The sequence below is a fragment of the Bacillus sp. FSL R5-0422 genome, assembly GCF_038610765.1.
In the GTDB taxonomy this organism is placed as follows: domain Bacteria; phylum Bacillota; class Bacilli; order Bacillales; family Bacillaceae; genus Bacillus; species Bacillus pumilus_O.
On sequence record NZ_CP152014.1, the window covers coordinates 3,043,658 to 3,062,936 of the forward strand.

General features: G+C 41.3%; 19 protein-coding genes. 5 read left to right on the top strand and 14 right to left on the bottom strand.

Annotation, left to right across the window (positions count from 1 at the left end):
- Positions 1–218: 218 nt before the first annotated feature.
- Positions 219–1,019: a C39 family peptidase gene (locus tag MKX52_RS15690; RefSeq protein WP_342491002.1), complete on the top strand. Its 801-nt coding sequence runs from the start codon at positions 219–221 to the stop codon at positions 1,017–1,019.
- A gap of 59 nt (positions 1,020–1,078) precedes the next feature.
- Here the strand turns inward: MKX52_RS15690 and MKX52_RS15695 are convergent, their stop codons facing one another.
- The 8 genes from MKX52_RS15695 to hprK all read right to left on the bottom strand — a co-directional run bounded on the left by MKX52_RS15695 (position 1,079) and on the right by hprK (position 6,889).
- The gene (locus MKX52_RS15695) at positions 1,079–1,720 is read right to left on the bottom strand and encodes a DsbA family protein (protein WP_342491003.1); all 642 of its coding nucleotides are present in this window, start codon (positions 1,718–1,720) and stop codon (positions 1,079–1,081) included.
- 44 nt (positions 1,721–1,764) lie between these two features.
- Positions 1,765–2,406, bottom strand: coding sequence for an NAD(P)-dependent oxidoreductase (locus MKX52_RS15700; protein ID WP_251184869.1), 642 nt, complete (start codon positions 2,404–2,406; stop codon positions 1,765–1,767).
- Between the two features lie 85 nt (positions 2,407–2,491).
- Positions 2,492–2,920: an Rrf2 family transcriptional regulator gene (locus MKX52_RS15705; RefSeq protein WP_088001119.1), complete on the bottom strand. Its 429-nt coding sequence runs from the start codon at positions 2,918–2,920 to the stop codon at positions 2,492–2,494.
- A 69-nt stretch (positions 2,921–2,989) separates the two neighbouring features.
- A complete protein-coding gene (locus tag MKX52_RS15710) occupies positions 2,990–3,508 on the bottom strand; it encodes an acyltransferase (RefSeq protein WP_342491004.1) in 519 nt (172 codons plus the stop codon).
- A 1-nt stretch (position 3,509) separates the two neighbouring features.
- The gene (ppaX, locus tag MKX52_RS15715) at positions 3,510–4,160 is read right to left on the bottom strand and encodes a pyrophosphatase PpaX (protein WP_342491005.1); all 651 of its coding nucleotides are present in this window, start codon (positions 4,158–4,160) and stop codon (positions 3,510–3,512) included.
- Positions 4,157–5,101: a nucleoside recognition domain-containing protein gene (locus MKX52_RS15720; protein WP_342491006.1), complete on the bottom strand. Its 945-nt coding sequence runs from the start codon at positions 5,099–5,101 to the stop codon at positions 4,157–4,159. The genes ppaX and MKX52_RS15720 overlap by 4 nt, the downstream gene beginning before the upstream one ends.
- Positions 5,102–5,120: 19 nt before the next feature.
- Positions 5,121–5,945: a prolipoprotein diacylglyceryl transferase gene (gene lgt, locus MKX52_RS15725; protein WP_342491007.1), complete on the bottom strand. Its 825-nt coding sequence runs from the start codon at positions 5,943–5,945 to the stop codon at positions 5,121–5,123.
- 11 nt (positions 5,946–5,956) lie between these two features.
- Positions 5,957–6,889, bottom strand: coding sequence for an HPr(Ser) kinase/phosphatase (hprK, locus tag MKX52_RS15730; protein WP_003212943.1), 933 nt, complete (start codon positions 6,887–6,889; stop codon positions 5,957–5,959).
- Between the two features lie 177 nt (positions 6,890–7,066).
- Here hprK and nagA point away from each other — a divergent pair, with 177 nt between their 5' ends.
- From nagA to MKX52_RS15745, 3 genes are read left to right on the top strand one after another with little or no spacing between them, the layout of a single operon-like run.
- Positions 7,067–8,257, top strand: coding sequence for an N-acetylglucosamine-6-phosphate deacetylase (nagA, locus tag MKX52_RS15735; protein WP_251184870.1), 1,191 nt, complete (start codon positions 7,067–7,069; stop codon positions 8,255–8,257).
- A complete protein-coding gene (gene nagB / locus MKX52_RS15740; RefSeq protein ID WP_224925322.1) occupies positions 8,257–8,982 on the top strand; it encodes a glucosamine-6-phosphate deaminase in 726 nt (241 codons plus the stop codon). The genes nagA and nagB overlap by 1 nt, the downstream gene beginning before the upstream one ends.
- Before the next feature lie 24 nt (positions 8,983–9,006).
- Positions 9,007–9,732 (top strand): GntR family transcriptional regulator, encoded by a 726-nt coding sequence (locus tag MKX52_RS15745; RefSeq protein WP_151021332.1) that lies wholly within the window; start codon positions 9,007–9,009, stop codon positions 9,730–9,732.
- A gap of 29 nt (positions 9,733–9,761) precedes the next feature.
- Here MKX52_RS15745 and MKX52_RS15750 read toward each other — a convergent pair whose 3' ends face one another.
- The 5 genes from MKX52_RS15750 to MKX52_RS15770 all read right to left on the bottom strand — a co-directional run bounded on the left by MKX52_RS15750 (position 9,762) and on the right by MKX52_RS15770 (position 15,740).
- A complete protein-coding gene (locus MKX52_RS15750) occupies positions 9,762–13,619 on the bottom strand; it encodes a metallophosphoesterase (protein ID WP_342491008.1) in 3,858 nt (1,285 codons plus the stop codon).
- Positions 13,620–13,713: 94 nt separating this feature from the next.
- Positions 13,714–14,100: a phage holin family protein gene (locus tag MKX52_RS15755; protein ID WP_012011384.1), complete on the bottom strand. Its 387-nt coding sequence runs from the start codon at positions 14,098–14,100 to the stop codon at positions 13,714–13,716.
- Complete coding sequence (locus tag MKX52_RS15760) at positions 14,101–14,295, bottom strand: PspC domain-containing protein (RefSeq protein ID WP_012011385.1); 195 nt, start codon at positions 14,293–14,295, stop codon at positions 14,101–14,103. It abuts the gene before it with no gap.
- Positions 14,296–14,301: 6 nt separating this feature from the next.
- Positions 14,302–15,393, bottom strand: coding sequence for a DUF4097 domain-containing protein (locus tag MKX52_RS15765; protein ID WP_012011386.1), 1,092 nt, complete (start codon positions 15,391–15,393; stop codon positions 14,302–14,304).
- Between the two features lie 11 nt (positions 15,394–15,404).
- Positions 15,405–15,740 carry a hypothetical protein gene (locus MKX52_RS15770; protein ID WP_012011387.1) on the bottom strand — a complete coding sequence of 112 codons (336 nt, stop codon included), beginning with the start codon at positions 15,738–15,740 and terminating at the stop codon, positions 15,405–15,407.
- A gap of 197 nt (positions 15,741–15,937) precedes the next feature.
- On the opposite strand from MKX52_RS15770, the gene MKX52_RS15775 reads away from it, so the two are divergent.
- Positions 15,938–16,168 (top strand): hypothetical protein, encoded by a 231-nt coding sequence (locus tag MKX52_RS15775; protein ID WP_012011388.1) that lies wholly within the window; start codon positions 15,938–15,940, stop codon positions 16,166–16,168.
- 254 nt (positions 16,169–16,422) lie between these two features.
- Here the strand turns inward: MKX52_RS15775 and uvrA are convergent, their stop codons facing one another.
- On the bottom strand, positions 16,423–19,275 hold the full coding sequence (gene uvrA / locus MKX52_RS15780) for an excinuclease ABC subunit UvrA (protein WP_342491009.1): 2,853 nt from the start codon (positions 19,273–19,275) through the stop codon (positions 16,423–16,425).
- Positions 19,276–19,279: the final 4 nt, after the last annotated feature.

Consider the following 19,279-nt stretch of genomic DNA (forward strand, 5'->3'; position numbering starts at 1 on the left):
CAACACATTAAAACAAAAAATTCCGAATCCTTTAGTTCGCTAATATGATAATATGCTAACAAAATAAAGTAATTAAATCAATCATTTTTATTTTCTCTCTATTTTCATGAAAAATTTGTGGAATTATTACATTCAAGTGACACCTGTCCCTTTTCTGCATGTTCGGTGAAAGAACGTGCTATAATACATAAAAATATTGAATAAAACAGGAGATTACAGTGAAGTTCATCCAGACATTAATCCTAACTTTGTTGTGCGCATGCCTTGTTTATTTCGGCTTTATATACGTGACACAAATCGACCAAGTCAAAAAGACAGCTTCACCACACGAAGCAGCCAAAGAAAAAGAAAAAGAAAACGATACGGCACTTGCAGCTGAAGAAACACGATCAACAAAAAAAACAGACACCACTTATTCTTCTTTAAAAGGAAGTAAAAAAGCCATGGACGTCATCCTCTACAATCAGATGGATGCCCCAAAGCTTTATAATGGATGCGAAGTCACAAGCTTAGCGATGCTTCTCCATTACAGCGGCTATGAGCAAGTGACGAAAGATGCATTGGCAAATGAAATCAAACGTGTTCCGCTCAATTATGAAAATGGTTTAAAAGGAGACCCACGTGACGGGTTTGTAGGAGATATGGAGAATGGACCAGGCCTTGGTGTATACCATGAACCTATTTATCAGCTTGCGAAAAAATATGCAGGCGCTCAAGTCGTCGATTTAAGCGGAAAACCTGTCAAAAAAGCCATTTATCAATCACTTGAAAAAGGGTATCCTGTTTGGGTGATTACCACATCCACCTTTGACAAAATAGATAACATCGAAACATGGAATACACCAAATGGCAAAATCGATGTAAGCTTTAATATGCATAGCGTGGTCATCACAGGCTATGACAAGGAGCATGTTTACTTAAATAACCCTTATGGAGAAAAGAATCAAAAAGTCGACCGTGATCAGTTTGAAGATTCTTGGGAACAGATGGGTAGTCAGGCGATTATCATTAAAGCATAGAACAAGTTCTCTTTAAGAACATGAAAAAACCATCCTCTATTCGAATAGAGGATGGTTTTTTATGATGATCTTTCTATAATTTCCTTCAGGCGCTCCTCAAGCTTTTCAGCTGTCATCGCTCCTCCGCCTACATTGAAGTATTCATCCCCTTTTTTTAACAAAAGGGTAGGGTAGCTATTTACTTGAAGCTGTTGAACCTTCGCAAAGTCGGCATACGCATCATTGATCGTTTCTTTTGTTTTCGTACGTTCAATGACTGCTTCAGGATCAAGTTGATGCACCATAGCGATCTCCCGATACGTTTTTTCATCACTCAGGCTTTTTCCGTCTTGATAAAAAGCCTTTTGCATTGATGAAGCCAAGTACAATGCACGATCTGGAGCAACGGATCTTAGTGCTGAAAACCCAATGGCTGCAGCCTCAGAGTCTAAGAGAAACGTCCCATTTGCTAGCAGCTTCTGATAACGTTCACCAAACTCAACGCCAGTTAGCTGACTGATCCGTCGATTCGCTTCTGATATATGCGGATATTCTTTTATTGGAAGACTTCTTTCTCCTACAAAAAACCCGCCAGATACTAGCGTCAGTGATATGTCAGGATGATTCTCATGCAAAGTACGGATACTGATGGAAAAACCATAACACCAGCCACAATACGCATCCCATACATAAATGAGAGACAATTCTTGATCATCATTCATACATTAAACTCCTCACTCATCGTTTTTAGCGGCAACGAATTGACTTATTCTGCATCAGATACAACGGTAAAACGTTCTCCAACATGGGCAGCCTGCTCAATTTCATCAACGAGCGCAATGGCGTAGTCGGCATAGCTCACATAGCTGTCACCTTTAGAATTAACAATCAGTTGATCTTTTCCTTTCACATAAGAACCTGTACGTTTGCCTGCTGGATCAAAGAATGCAGCAGGGCAGAGGAACGTCCACTTTAATCCTTCAGTTTGTTGAAGATCTTTTAGGTTTTCACCTTGCTGTGAAGCAGTTGCGATATACTCCTGTGGAAATTCTGGTGTGTCCACAAGTCTTGTGGTTTGGGCTTCATCAACAAAAAGACTGCCCGCTCCGCCCACAACGATTAAACGCGTATCGGGTACCTCTTTGAAAATCTCAATCAGCTTTTTCCCAGCCTCTACGTGCAGGTGCTCTTTCCCAGCAGGTGCGCCAAATGCATTGACGATGACATCAAAGCCTTTAATGTCTTCTGCTTGTAAATGAAACACATCCTTCTCGATAACAGCAACGGATGAATCTGTCACTTTTTGCGCATCTCGAACGATAGCTGTTACTTCATGTCCTCTTGATTGAGTCTCTTTTACAATTTCCTGTCCTGCTTTACCTGTAGCGCCAATAATACCAATTTTCATATGAATTCCTCCTGTAAAATGTTTTATTTGATAAACAAAGGTGTAACTGATATGGTTACAACAAGGGCAAAAAAAATTGAATAGATCATCCAATTTTTTTGATTAACACCTGCGTTAGTTCACTTAATTTGATCTCAGCAAGCACTTGCTCCATCGCACTTTGAGCGCGGCACAAGATTAACTCAAGCACAGCTTGAATATTTGCACCGATCGGACAGTCAGGATTGGGGCTTTCATGGATTTGAAACAATTCTCCCTCATCCACCACTTCAACCGCTTTATACACATCAAGTAGCGTGATCTCCTCTTCACTGCGGTTCAGCTGAGAACCACCTTTACCAAGACTCGTTGAGATTAGGCCTGCTTTTTTTAATTTACTCATAATCCGGCGGATAACAACTGGGTTTGTATTCACACTTCCCGCGATATCCTCCGATGTCTGTAATGATCCTTTTTCAAGTGATAGCAAGGCCAGAATATGGACAGCGACAGTAAATCTGCTGCTGATTTTCATGTTTTCTCACCTCTGTTGTAATCATTATAGTTACACCATAACATATTGTCAACAAAAAAGTCTGCCGAGCTACTCAGCAGACTTAGATTGACGTACTTTCATTTCTTCTTTCGTATAAATCATACGCATTGGATTTCCTCCAACAAATGAGCCTGCTGGAACATCCTTATGAACAAGTGTACCAGCTGACACGATCGCTCCATCCCCAATCGTCACACCAGGTAAAATGGTGGAATTGGCTCCAATTAAGACTTCATCACCAATATAGACTTCCCCAAGCCTATATTCTTTAATCAAATACTCATGGGTCAAAATGGTGGTGTTATAGCCAATCACCGAATTTCGACCGACCGTGATTTTCTCAGGAAACATGAGATCCACCATGACCATTAAGGCAAACGCTGTATCTTCGCCGACCTTCATACGAAGAAAGGTTCTGTATATCCAATTTTTCATTCCCATAAAGGGCGTATACCGTGCGATTTGAATGAAAATAAAGTTTTTCACCACTTTGAAAAAAGGAACCGTCCGATAGACTTGTCGTAACGAATTGACCCCTTTTACAGGATAACGATCTGTTTTTCTCAACTCAATCAGCTCCAACAATCGCCAGGAGATCACTCATTTTCTTTAACATAAAATCAGGTCGATGCTTTAAAAGGGCCTCTTCTCCCTTAATCGACCAAGCAACACCTGCTGTTTTTGTCCCTGCCGCTTGACCAGACAAAATATCGTGATAATTATCGCCGACCATCACCGCTTCATGTGGATCACTGCCCAGCTTGGATAATGCCAGTTGGACTGGCTCAGGATGCGGCTTCTCATTTTGGACATCATCGAGCGTCACAATCACCTCAAAGAATGGCTCTAAACCGGTCAGCTTCAATCCCATTAACACTGTGTCACGTATCTTTGTTGTGACAATGCCAAGCTTAAATCCTTGATCCTGCAAAACTTTCAATGTATCTAAAACAGTCTCATATTCAGTCACGAGCAGATCATGCTGTTCATGATTAAATGTACGGTACATCTGAATCATGTCATCCGTTAGATTAGGGTCCATCGCAGAGAAAGTATCAAATAATGACGGACCAATGAAATGAAGGATTTCTTCACGGCTGTACTGACCAGGGTAATAATGATCAAGCGTATGTTGAAATGAAGCAATAATTAATTCATTCGTATTGATTAATGTGCCATCTAAATCAAATAGCACGGTGTTAATAATTGATTCGTTCATATGGCTTCCTTTCTAACAGCTGCAAGTTCGCGCTTTCGCCAAATATAGCTAATGGCAGCTGTTAATAAAATAGCAGATATCAGACGGATGACAAGAAGCGGCCACACAGGAATCCCAAGAGGAATAAATATCAGCGTATCTTCGACCACTGCATGGCAAGCAACAAGGAAAATGAAAGCAAGGGTTAAATCCTTTTTACTCACGCCGTCCTCTTCCACTGCCTTCATCATCACGCCAGCTCCGTATGCTAGACCAATGGTTAACCCAGCGACCATCGTCATCGACGTATTTTCTTTCATTCCAAGCATTCTCGTAAATGGAGACATCCACTTAGACAGCGTATGGAGCCATCCTAAATCTCTCATGAATTGAATGATAATCATAAGAGGGATGACGATACAGGCGAGCTGGAGCACGCCGAGTACGGCTTTTTGTAAAGCGACTAGGACAATCATGTACCAGCTGGAAGGCACATCAGCCGTCTGAGCTGCCGTCAGTAGTCCATATTGTGCCGGCTCCTGGCCTCCCTGCCAAACGAGATGAATGACAATAGCTGAAACTACAGCAAGACTGATTCTGACCAGCAAAATGACTGACACTCTGAGTCCAACCTTTGCTGCCACTGTCGATTCGATGATCAGGTTATGACAAAAGGACAGCATCACAGCCAAAATAAACACTTCCTTCACAGGAAGATCTAGTGTCAAAATGGCGGCAATGCCCGCATACAAGTTCAACACATTTCCTAATACAAGAGGAATAGCTGCTTCCCCTGAAAGACCAAACAATCCCATCAATGGCCGTATGAATTGAATCATCCAATCCATAACAGGCGTATGCTGCAAGATACTGACGAGAATGGTAACCGGAAAGATGACTTTTCCAAGTGTCCAAGTAGTCGATAGCCCCGCTTTTAAGCCGTTTTTCCATGTCTCCCCCATCTCTTTGATCCCCCCTGCTTTAATTCGATGAGTCGTTCTCTTTATATGAAATTGATGCGTACCCTTTTATTCTTCTAAAGATGATCAGCAAAACAGCCACTGCAAAAATGGCAATCGAAATCATTTGAGCGATTCGAAGATGTTCTGTCAGCATCAAACTGTCCGTTCTCATACCTTCTATGAAGAAACGACCGATTGAATACCAAATTAAATAAGACAAGAAGATTTCGCCTCTGCGAATCGATGTTCTACGTAATAAAATCAAGATCACAACACCGGCAAGATTCCATAATGATTCGTATAAGAACGTTGGGTGATAATACGTCCCATCAATATACATTTGATTAATGATAAAATCAGGCAAATGCAAATTCTCTAAAAAGGCTCTTGAAACAGCCTCACCATGCGCTTCCTGATTAATAAAGTTCCCCCAGCGTCCGATGGCCTGCGCTAGTAAAATACTAGGTGCTGCTACATCCGCTATTTTCCAGAAGGACACCTTTTTCACTTTTGTGAAGACGATTGCTGTCAGCACAGCGCCTATCAGCCCGCCATGAATGGCAATTCCGCCATGCCAAATCTTAATGATTTCATTTGGGTGCTGCTGATAGTAATCCCATTCGAAGGATACATAATAAATTCGTGCACAAATAATCGCTATTGGAATGGCAAATAAGATTAAATCAATAAACGTATCTTTATTGATTCCTCTTTTCTCACATTCTCTCAGTGCGAGCCAGAGTCCTAGTAAGGCTCCTACCCCAATGATCACACCATACCAATGAACCGAAAGAGGTCCGAGCTGAAAAGCAATCGGATCAATTGGCTGAATCGCTTCGTTCATATAGACAACTCCTATTCATCTTGGCCATTGTCTTCAATGACATCGGCTAGTTTACTTGTAAATTGTTCCGCCGCATTATGTCCCATGCGTTTTAACCTGAAGTTCATCGCAGCCACTTCAATAATAACCGCTAAGTTTCGTCCAGGCCGGACAGGAATGGTCAGCTTCGGTACATCTGTATCGATGATTCGCATCTTCTCTTCTTCAAGTCCTAAACGATCGTACTGTTTGCCTTGTTCCCAAAGTTCAAGATTCATCACAATCGTAATTCTCTTATAGCTTCTGACAGCCCCAGCTCCAAATAAGGTCATCACATTAATAATGCCTAATCCACGGATTTCTAAAAGATGTTCAATCAGCTCAGGTGCGCTTCCGACTAACGTATCCTGATCCTCTTGACGGATTTCTACGCAATCATCTGCGACCAGCCTGTGTCCTCTCTTCACTAATTCTAAGGCTGTTTCACTTTTTCCTACTCCGCTTTTTCCAATTAACAATACACCTACACCATATACATCTACGAGCACACCATGAATAGCAGTCGTTGGTGCAAGCTTGCTTTCTAAAAAGTTGGTCAAACGACTCGACAGTCTTGTCGTTTTTAGGCTTGAACGTAACACAGGTACGCCATTTTCATTTGAAGCTTCAATTAACTCCTTCGGCACTTCACGATCTCGTGACAAAATAATTGCAGGAGTAATATCAGTACAAAGAGACATCATTCTCTGCTTTCGTTCGCGTTCTGGGAGCTGTTCAAAAAAAGAAAGCTCTGTTTTCCCTAAAAGTTGAACTCTTTCTTTTGGGTAATATGTAAAATAACCAGCCATTTCAATACCTGGTCTGGAAAGATCACTGATTGTAATGGGACGATTAATCCCTTCTTCCCCACTTACCAGTTCAAGATGAAATTGTTCCATTATGTCCTTCGTACGAACTTTCGGCACGCTTCTTCCTCCTTTTATCACAGGCGATTCAGAAATACAGCTCTATTTTATCACTTTCAATGATGATCCCAAAACAGTATTTTATCCTGTTCCTGTTTCCTTTCATTTACTGGTATAGACAACTATACTTAAAAAGGGTAAACTAAATCAAAGACAATGACTAAAGGGGGCACAATCATGAGCAGCTCTTTATTGCTCTCCAATATTCATATTGTGACAAAGACTGAAATGATTGCAAACGGTTTTGTCGGTTTACGCGACGGCAAGATTGACTATATTTCAACAACACCACCGACAGGAAATTATGAAAAAGTATATATTTCCCGGGAAAACTTTTATTTACTTCCCGGAATGATTGATATTCACATCCATGGTGGATATGGAGCAGATATGATGGATGCGACATCAGAAGCCATGAATACAATCGCTGATCACTTACCGTCAGAAGGAACGACAAGTTTTTTAGCCACAACCATCACTCAAAACCATCAAGAGATAGAGCAAGCACTTAAAAATGTCGCCCAGTGGAAACCATACAATGAAGAACAAGCAGGCGTTCAGGCACAATGTTTAGGTATCCATCTTGAAGGTCCTTTTATTTCGAAAGATAAAGCAGGGGCACAGCCTGTTCAATGGATAAAGCAGCCCGATCTCCCTCTTTTTAAAAAATGGTTGGATGCTTCTGAACACCTTATTCGAATTGTCACGTTTGCACCTGAAGAAGACCCTGACTTTGCTTTTCTTTCCTTGTTGCAAGAAAAAAACATTATTCCTTCTATTGGACATACGAATACCCATCATGACATGATTGAATTAGCAGCAAAGCATGGTGCTCGCCATGTCACGCATCTTTATAATGCACTGAGTTCGTTTCAGCATCGTGAACCAAACGCTGTAGGAGCTGCTCTTACGAACGAGGATCTTCATATTGAGCTGATTACGGATGGGATACACTCTCATCCACTTGCCATCAAGCTTGCGTATTTGGCAAAAGGAAGTGATCGTTTAATGATGATTACCGACTCGATGCGCGCAAAAGGACTTGGGAATGGCACGTATGAGTTTGGGGGCCAAACAGTCACAGTCAGTGGCGAAAAAGCTTTACTGGCAGACGGTACACTAGCAGGATCGATTCTGCGCATGAAAGATGGCGTCAAACGGATGAAACAGATCACACATTGCGAGTGGACAGAGATAGCAAAGATGACCTCAACTAATGCAGCCATTCAGCTAGGACTGGATCAGCAGCTTGGTTCGATTGAAGTTGGAAAACAAGCAGACCTTGTCATTTGGGATGAGTCTGGCGAACTAATGATGACGATCTGCCATGGACAAATCGTCTTTGAGAATAAGGAGGCCAATCACTAATGAACATCATTGAATTTGAAGATAAAGAACAATTAGGCAAAGAAGCAGCAGCCCTGATCGCGCGTACAATCGCTTCTAAACCAGATGCCGTACTCGGCCTGGCAACGGGGGGTACACCTCTTGATACATATCAAGAGTTAATTCACCTTTATCAATCACAACAATTGTCATTCAAACAAACAAAAACAGTCAATTTAGACGAATATGCAGGACTCGATCCAGATCATGAAAATAGTTATATGACCTATATGAAACGTCATTTATTTGATCATATTGATCTTCCACAGGATCAGTATTTCCTTCCAAATGGCGCTTCACCTGATTTAGAAAAGGAATGTTTAAGATATAATCAGCTCATTCAAGATATAGGCGGCATCGACCTGCAGCTTCTTGGAATCGGTCAAAATGGACATATTGGTTTTAACGAGCCCGGTACCCCATTTAACTCAATGACTCATGTCGTGCAACTAGATGAAAATACGCGGCAGGCCAATGCACGATACTTTTCTTCTATTGATGAGGTCCCTACACATGCCATCACCATGGGCATTGCGAGCATTCTTTCAAGTAAAAAGATACTCCTACTTGCATCAGGAAAATCAAAAGCAAAAGTGATACAATACTTAGAACAGACGGAGATACATCCAGACTTCCCAGCATCTGCTCTGAAACTTCATGAAGATGTGACGATTTTGATTGATCGAGAAGCTGGTTCTCTACGCTAAAGTTAAACACGAGAGGATTTTCACATGTTTATTGATAAGCAGTCACCTATTCCGATGTACCATCAGATTATGGAGAACTTGAAAAAACAGATTAAGGATGGAACATTAGCACCTGATACACTCATTCCTTCTGAAAGAGAATATGCCGAACGCTTTGGTATAAGTCGAATGACTGTCAGACAAGCCTTATCGAACCTCGTGAACGAAGGATATTTGTATCGACAAAAAGGAAAAGGCACCTTTGTGAGCCAGAAAAAATTTGAACAGCCGCTTCAAGGCTTAACAAGCTTTACAGAGGATATGCGTCAGCGTGGTCTCACCGCTTCAAGCAAGCTGATTGATTTCAAAAAAACCGTTTGTCCAGATCACTTGCTACCTGTCTTACAACTCTCAAATGGCGATGCTATATTTGAACTCAAACGGATACGTCTCGCGAATGATGAACCAATGGCAATTGAAACGAGCTATATCCCTGAAGCATTTGCAGGAGATTTAACAAGGGAACATTTAACTGGCTCTATATATGAATATATAGAGGCTCAAACAGGCCTTACAATTGCTCATGCAAAACAAGAGCTTGAAGCGAATGTTGCTTCAAAAGAAGAAGCACACGTGCTATCTATTTCAACAGGTGATCCCGTGCTCTCAATCGCAAGAACGACTTATTTTCAGAATGATATTCCATTTGAATATGTCCTTTCCGTTTATAGAGGAGATCGTTACAAGCTCATTCATACAATGGAAAGATAAACAGTGCCCTTATAGAAGGAGCACTGTTTTTATTTCCTAAGAAATGTTGCTTCACGATCATCTTTTGTATGAATTTTCCATATTGGTGAAATCGCTTTTCCTTGAAAACGATCTTTTGCTACGGTGTACCAATAATAGTCTTCATTTGGCTTTAAGCCTTTCCACTCAAAGCTTGCTTTTTTGCCGCTTTTTACACCGCGCGCCTCTCCTATCAAAACATTTGTGTACACATTGAGTTCAAAATAGTTGGTTTTGACAGATTTCATTTTTGGTGTCAAATCCACATCGATTGAAAATTCATCTTGATCTCCATACGTTTTAGGATCGTAGAAATGCTCTTGATTCATGTAAGGTGAGTATGTCGTAAAATGAAGCTGGTTTTTTTCTTGATCGGCTGTTATCAATCGCATAAACCCTTGTCCACCTTCAGGACCTGACTGATAATCAGCGAGTATCTGATATACTTTCCTATCTACTTTGCCATCCTTGTCATCATCAAGCTCATCTACTTTCCTGCTCGCTCCGTGATAGTGTCCGCTAAATACCGCCACTATATTGGGGTGGCGTTTCACTACCTGATGGAAGATGAGGTCACCAATTGGGCTGCGGTTGCCACTGACCAACAAATACTCATGGAAATTTAAAATGACAATACGGTCTGGATGCTCAGAAATTACACGGTTCAACCAATCAATTTCATCTTGCTTAATCCCCCAGCCCATGTATACCATCATATAATCATTGCCACCGGCAGAGATGAGATCATAATGACCGCGATTGTTTTGATAGGACTCACCATAGTACGGTTTATTAGCAAAGCGTTTCTCACCGAAATATTTCCCGTATTCCGCATAAAAACCGTCTTTATGTCGAACATCATGATTTCCTGCTAAAACACCATAAGGAATCTGATGCTCATCTAACACGCGCATAAACATATCGGCACGTTGCCATTGTTTATCTTTTGAATCATCCACAATATCGCCGGTATGAAACACATATTGAATGTTTAACTTTTCTCTCTGGTCTCTGATCCACTCGACCATTTGTTTAAAGATATGAGGATAGCTCTTTGCATAATATTGTGTGTCAGACATCCAAACCATCTTATATGGCTTTTGTGCTTTACTAATTTCATCCTGTACAAGTAAATCAAACGTATGATTCTTCATATACTGTCTGACTGACAGCAGTCCTTTCAGGTAAAATTCCTTTTGATCTTTAGCAAAATGATGAGTGATTTTATCCCACTTTTCTTGCTGATGATTCCATGCATACATGGTCACCTTTCTCCCTGACAATGAACTCCCTTTCCACATCGCCTCGACGACATCCTTTTCACGTACGTCTTGATCAACCTTGATTTGAAAACGATGATAGGGAAAACGATGTAAATCCTTTGTTTCAACTGACTTACCATCAGCAAATGCAATGCGATTTCGTTCTTGATTAGAAAAAATCATTTCTCCTTTTTCGTTAAAGCTCTTTGGCGGTTCTGTCTCCGCTGCATATTTCAAAATCTTCATTGATGGATGCAACGATGTATATTGATAAGCACGGTAAAAGGAATAATCCAACTTATCATTCGTTGGGTCCTTGGTGAGCACAGTTTGCTTTGACGATTTCATTTTCGTCTTATCTGCTATGCGTTCTGGTGGCTCAGGGTGTTCATGTACCGTCTTGAAATCTTTTTTCAACGTTGACATGTTTCCTGCGGCATCTTTTGCTTTAATTGTCAGCGTGTGCTCCCCCGGGTTTAATTCGCTAGAGGACGTCTGGTATGGCAAGGAAATTGGCTTGCCATCTACATATGCCTTCATCTCCTCTATGTCACTCCAACGATCTGTGACCTTTGCTTTTAACGTAAAAGCTCCTTTATACGGATCCTTTGTTTGGACGTTGGTCTTAATTTTTGGTCCTGTATTATCGACCATCACATGTACAGATACATGCTCGTCTGAGTTTTTTGCCTCAATTAGGTGCGGCCCTTCTTTCAACCTTCTTGTATCCCACTTCATATACGTTGAAACATAAGCTTTTTTTGGTATTTCAAATTGAAATGTTCTGACCTTTTTAGCGTTACTGTTGTCTCCCATTCTCCATTCTTTTTGCGGCATTGCATTGATTGGAGGAATTTGAGTTCCATTCGATAGAATCATTCGGACATTTTTTAGTTCAAAATCATCGTGATTCTCTCCAGGCAGCCGATCAACTGGAGAGGATTTTGTTCCTGCATGGAAAGAAATCGTTTGGAGACCTGCTTTTTTCATCTCTGCTTCTGGTATTGGCATTGTATAGGTACGATACACTTTAGTCGAATTATCAAAAATAGATAGTAAACGCTTACCTATAAACACACCATTTTTAAAATATAAATTTGTCCCTTTGACATCAAATGCAATATATGGATCTGCTTCAAGGGCAGAAAACACTTGCTGTTTCCGCTTTCCATCTATTAATAGTTCAATACTTTTTTTCTGATCAGACGTTGCCTTTAATGGAAATAATCCTGAAACCGTATCCCCTTCTTCTACATTGAATCGAAGGCCGTGTGCTTTGCTAACTTGCTCCACATCAATCATTTTTTTCATCGTCATTGCTGTATTTTCACCGTCTGACGCTTCAAGCTGATATTCCAATTGTTCTTTTCCAATCAACTCAGGTGAGTAAAAAATATGATGAAATAATCGGTCGTTATGATCTTTTTGAAGCAGTATTTCCTTAAAATCATCTTTCCGATTTGTTCGATAGCGAAGCTTGACGGTTTTGACGACCTGATCATCCTGTACATCTGCTTTAATCTCTATGCTTTCAGTTGGTTTCACTGGTTTCCTCACTGTCATATCTTCAATCACAGGTTTATGGATATCTTGAGACATTTCTTTTTTCTCAGATGGAATTTGTGCTTTTAGCACTTTTCCAGGCGTAGGCTCTTCTTCAATTTTCGAAATTAGTTTCATTTGCGACGTACCGTCCATTGGATATTTGAACAGCAAAGATTTATGCTCACTAAACCATGAAGGCTTCAAGCGAAATGCTGCTGAAGAAATCTCCTCCCCTATATTCGTTGTAATGGAAACAAGACGAGATTTAGAGTTGGACAGCCCTTTGCTTTCGATGACAGAGACATGCTCTCCCTCTTTTAATTGACTTTTGTACATGGCATTGAAGTCCGCTACCGTTAAATGCTCCTGCCCTTTTTTCCTCAGCCAGAAAACATACGGTTTTCCAGGTGAAAGAGTCACTGGTTTAGTGTGAAAGGAATACACATCATCCATTTCAGTTCCTTGTGCAGGGTTGCGGTAGCGAAGCTGATAATGTTTAAGAGAGATAGGCTCATGTGTGGTGTTATATACCTCAATAAATTCAAATGCATCTTTGCCTTTGCGATTTTTTGAATTGACAACAATTTCTGTGATGACTAAGTCGGGAATGCGCGAAAGATCCTCTTCAAATCCATTTAAGTGGACAGATTGTTCTGCCGTTTTGATCACGGACTTTTGCGTGAGAAACTCTGTATAGTAACGAACGGTTGGATTCCATAATTGATCTGGTGGAATTTTCGCTGTAAATTCTGGCTTCATACCTGGCAACCGTTCCATTGGGATCAAACGGTACCCTAGCTCATCACTTTGTTTATAATACAAGTTCGCGGACAAAATTTGTTCCTGATCCGTAATAGACGCACGAAACTGGAGATCACGGCTTTTTTCCCCTAAAACTGGTCGGACATCCACATGAAAGGGATCAAAGATAAAAGGAGAAAAAGGCTTGTCCGGTATATTGACTTGTGTTTGAATAAAAGGCCCTGCTGAAGCAGGCTGATTGAAACAAAAAAGAATGATAAAAAAACATAAAAGCATGATTTGTCTGCTCACGTTCACCATCGTGCACCGCCTCCCTTCGGATATTGTGTCTCCTGAAGGAAGTTTTTATGTCAGATGAAACGGAGAAACAATACAAAAAGGGTCAAAAAAACCGTTAGCTTTTTTTCGCTAACGGCTCCACAATTCCTTTTTGTATCAACAGATGGAAAATGGATAAGATGACAGCCATCCAAATGGCCGTTCCAAACCCATCAATGTTAAAACTATCGCCCATAAAGCTTGATGTCATCATGAGTGTGATGGCATTAATCACAAACAAGAACAATCCTAGTGTGAGGACGGTTACTGGAAGCGTTAAAATGATCAAAAACGGCTTCACTAAAATATTGAGCAAAGATAAAATAATACTTGCCACAATGGCTGCGCCAAACCCTTCAATATAAACGCTGCCAAGCCCTGGCAGAATGCCCGAATCAAAATATCCAGCAATAACGATTAAAAGTAATGCATTGACTAAAATACTGACGATCCATCTAAACATTTAGTTAGTGCCTTCTTCCGGAACAACAAAATACCAGATGAAGTAGACCAAGAAAATTGGCATAAATGCTGTCATAAATCCGACGATCACCGTTAAAATGCGAAGCAAAGATGCATCGACACTTAAGTATTCGGCAAGTCCACCAACAACACCCGCTATTTTTTTATCTGTTGCTGAACGATAAAGCTTCTTCATGTAGAATCACTCCTTGTCTGATTGGTGCTTTACTTGTATTGAACCTGTTTTTGTTTCTGCAAAAATGGATATACTGTTCACTGCCTGTTGATTGGCTTTGATCATTTTTTCTTTTTGTAATGTCTCATTTTTCTCTTTAATCATCTCTGCATCAAGCAAATCGTGAGAAATAGACCCAAGATTGCTTTTCAGCTCAGCGGTCACTGCACACGCACGCGGGATCTGGACGTCCACACTGCCTGTTGTCGTTTTCGCATAAATGGAACGGCACTTCTCATCCGACAGCTGAACAGCAATGTTTCCGTTAAAGCTTTGGGCATCAATTGACTCACTTTTCCCGCGCAGGTCGATCAGCCCATTAATGGTTTCTACTTCAATCATACCACACTCGTGATCCGCCAGTTTAATTTGTCCGTTTGCTGTTTCAATTCCAACCTTTTCCGCCTGTAATGAGGCAAAAGAGACGACACCATTGGTGGTTTTCGCAGCAAGTTCTTTTGTCTTTAGCTTTTCCCCTCGAATCGGACCATTAAACAGTTTTACCTTGATTTTATCGTATTGGATACGCGGTACATATAAAGTGACATTGACTTTCATCGTCTTCTTTTCGGTCCGGATAAAAAATTTATCCCCTTCAAGGCCGCAGTCCAATTGATTGAGAAATTGCTGTCTTGCCTGCTCTCCGTCTTCTGCACGGTAGATTTTTGCATGGCATTCTGCTCGAATATCGCTATCGTCCCAAGGCATCACATTGAGACTGCCGTTCGCCAATTGAATATCTAAATGAGAGAGTGAGGCGTCTTTGAACTGAAAAATGTGCTCAACATCGACCGACTGTCCAAAATTCAAATCAAGATCTACGTCTTTCACCTTTTTCACCGCAGAGTCTAACCAACCAAACAGCTTTGCACCAAGATTTTCGGTACCATTTCCTTTGCTCTCAGTACCAGCTTTTTCTTCATGAAAGGTGTGATCAGCGGTTGACTTTTCTAATGAAACAGACGGACTTTCCTCTAGTTTTTCAAGTAGCGTAATCGCTTCTTTTGCCGATAATGTCCCGTCTTCTACTAATTTTAAAATGCGTTCTTTTTCATTCATACAAAGCCCTCCTACGATTTGATGGATTGAAGTACTTTAATACCTTGAATGATATTCCAAATGACAGAGATCAAAAAGCCAATAGCGACTAAAAAGGACAAGATGAGCATCGTGATCACTGGCATGAGTGAGTCACTTGCCTGTGTTGACAATAAAAATGGGATAGACCCAAAAACGAGCAACACGCACGCTGCGACTGGCAAAACATGTGACCACAATGCCCGCAAAGCGTGCCGTTTCGGTTCCTTTTGGTCGACTACAAAATATGCCACGATTGGTACAATAAATGGCATGAAAAATACACTAAAATAACAAATTGATGCAATGATCGACTGATCTCTATTCATATATATTCGCTCCTTCATGATGAAAATTCCTTTCTAACTCATACGTTTATTGCGTAGCAAAAGTTTCAAAATCATTCGATTTACATATGACCTTAGACACAAATTACATCTTTTTGCACCTAAGTGTAGATTCTTCACGGATTACCCTTTAAAATATGTTGAAAAGATGGTGATTATCATTATAGGGGGTAATTATTTTGACAGATCATCATAATACTAACCAGACGGCTCAAACGCTTTTAGACCTTATACAGAAACAAAAAAGCATGAACAGCGATATGATCAGGGAGCTTGAGACCATTCATCCGTCTCATCCTAAGTATGGTGATATCCGTTATTTAAAGGTACTGCTCGACAGCAGCAGCACGCATATTTTGAAGGATTTAACGCAACTCAGTCATTTAATGCCAAAGGAAGATGCACAATAAAAGAAAAACCCCTCTTAAAAGAGGGGTTTCAGCGTGTAGACAAACCCTCGCATTCTTTGTCAGGACTGCGTTCCGGTGCTCACGAATGTTTAATTCGCTCCACTCCGTTACTCGTCCTTCCTAGACTTCAAAGGTTTTCTATCACGCTGAAAAGAAGACAAAGGGCTAAAATAAAGATCATTTTAGCCCTTTGTCAACAATCTGAACCCCCTCTTAAAAGAGGGGGTTTTTTATGATGAAGTCACACTTTCTGTTTATTTGACTAACTGTTTCATTCGTTTACGGTCACGCTCTAAAACCGGCTTTAAGTATCGACCAGTGTAAGAAGCTTTTTCTTTTGCAATCTGCTCTGGAGTCCCAGAGGCAATGATCGTTCCGCCGCCTGCACCGCCCTCTGGTCCGAGATCAACGAGGTAATCAGCAGCCTTGATAATATCAAGGTTATGCTCAATCACTAGTACCGTATCTCCGTTTTCGACCAAACGCTGAAGCACTTTTAATAAACGGGCAATATCATCCACATGCAGACCTGTTGTCGGCTCGTCTAAAATATAAAGAGACCTTCCGTTTGAACGACGATGAAGCTCAGATGCCAATTTCACACGCTGCGCCTCTCCTCCAGACAATGTCGTCGCAGGCTGTCCAAGTGTAATGTACCCTAGTCCGACATCAAAAATCGTTTGAAGCTTCCGCTTAATTTTCGGGATGTTCTCGAAAAATTGGAGTGCGTCCTCCACAGTCATTTCAAGTACATCAGCAATGTTTTTCCCTTTATATGTGACCTCAAGTGTCTCCCGGTTATACCGTTTCCCGTGGCACACCTCACAAGGCACATACACATCAGGTAAAAAGTGCATTTCGATTTTAATGATGCCATCTCCGCGACATGCCTCGCAGCGTCCACCTTTGACGTTAAAGCTGAATCTGCCTTTTTTATACCCTCGTACCTTGGCTTCATTGGTTTGTGCAAACACATCTCGCACATCATCAAATACACCTGTATACGTGGCAGGGTTGGATCTTGGCGTACGACCGATTGGAGATTGATCAATATCAATCACCTTATCTAAATGATCCATTCCTTTGATTTCTTTGTGTTGTCCTGGCTTCGCCTTCGCTCTGTGAAGTTTTTGCGCAAGTGATTTTAATAGAATTTCATTCACAAGCGTACTCTTTCCTGAACCAGACACCCCAGTCACAGCTGTAAAGACACCTAGAGGAAACTTCGCATTGACGTTTTTCAGGTTGTTTTCTTTTGCACCTTTAATCTCTATATAGCGACCATCAGGCTTTCTTCTTTCGATCGGTAGTGGGATAAATTTCTCTCCAGATAAATATTGTCCTGTTAAAGATTTCTTGTCCTTCATGACTTCTTCCGGTGTCCCAGCTGAAATCACTTCTCCCCCATGAACTCCTGCTCCAGGTCCAATATCAATCAAATAATCAGCGGCTAGCATCGTATCTTCATCATGCTCGACGACAATGAGGGTATTCCCGATGTCGCGCATGTTTTTCAATGTCCCGATCAATCGGTCATTATCACGCTGATGCAGACCAATAGATGGTTCATCTAATATATAAAGAACACCTGTCAGCCTAGAACCGATTTGAGTAGCCAGACGAATCCGCTGCGCCTCTCCTCCAGATAGTGTGCCAGCGGAGCGGCTTAATGTGAGGTAATCTAATCCCACATTATTTAAGAAGGACAAGCGCTCTTTGATTTCGCGTAAAATGAGCTGAGCAATCTGCAAATCTTTCTCAGACAACTCGATTTGACCATATAAATCAAGGGCATCAGAGACAGACAAATCAGTGATTTCTCCAATATGTTTGCCATTGATCAGAACCGCAAGCGTCTCTTTTTTCAGACGATATCCTTTACATGTCGGACATGGCTGGTTCGCCATATATTTCTCCATTTGCTCACGAATATAATCCGAGCTGGTTTCTTTATAACGTCGTTCAATGTTACGTAGAACACCTTCAAATTCAATTTCATTTTCACGTACCTGACCAAAATCATTTTCATATTTGAAATAAATCCGTTCAGAGCCGCTTCCATATAAAATTTTATCGAATAAATGCGACGGGATATCTTTCACAGGAATGTCCATGTCGATACCATAATGTGTACATACTGCCTCAAGGAGCTGAGGATAGTATTGTGAGCTCTGCGGCTCCCATGGGGCAATGGCATGCTGGCGTAACGTCAAATCCTTATTAGGAACGACAAGCTCAGGGTCAACTTCTAGTTTAGAGCCAAGCCCATCACAGCTCGGACAGGCACCAAAAGGACTATTAAACGAAAACATTCTAGGCTCAAGCTCACCAATAGAGAATCCGCAGTGCGGACAGGCATGATGTTCACTGAATAACAACTCTTCTTGTCCAATCACGTCAATCATCACACGGCCTTCACCTAGTCGCAGCGCCGTTTCAAGAGAGTCAGACAGCCGAGCCGCAACGCCTTCCTTCACCACAATTCGGTCGATCACGACTTCAATGGAATGCTTCTTGTTCTTTTCAAGCTCGATCTCTTCTGATAGATCTTCCATCTCTCCATCGACTCTTACTCGAACATAGCCCTGCTTTCGAATTTGATCAAGTACTTTGACATGTGTCCCTTTGCGGCCAGATACGACTGGCGCAAGCACTTGCAATTTCGTTCTTTCTGGATATTCTAAAATGCGATCTGTCATCTGCTCAATCGTTTGGGACGTAATTTCAATCCCGTGTATCGGACAAATCGGTTTCCCAACTCGAGCATACAAGAGACGTAAATAATCATAGATTTCAGTAACTGTTCCGACCGTTGATCTAGGGTTCCGGCTCGTTGTCTTCTGATCAATACTAATCGCCGGAGAAAGACCTTCAATGGCATCTACATCCGGTTTATCCATTTGACCGAGAAATTGGCGCGCATATGCTGAAAGAGATTCAACGTACCTGCGCTGCCCCTCTGCATAAATGGTATCAAAAGCAAGAGACGATTTTCCTGAACCAGATAAACCCGTGATGACCACTAACTGGTCACGCGGGATATTCACATCAATATTTTTAAGGTTGTGGGCTCTAGCACCTTTCACCTCTATTCGTTCCATAGCCATCAGG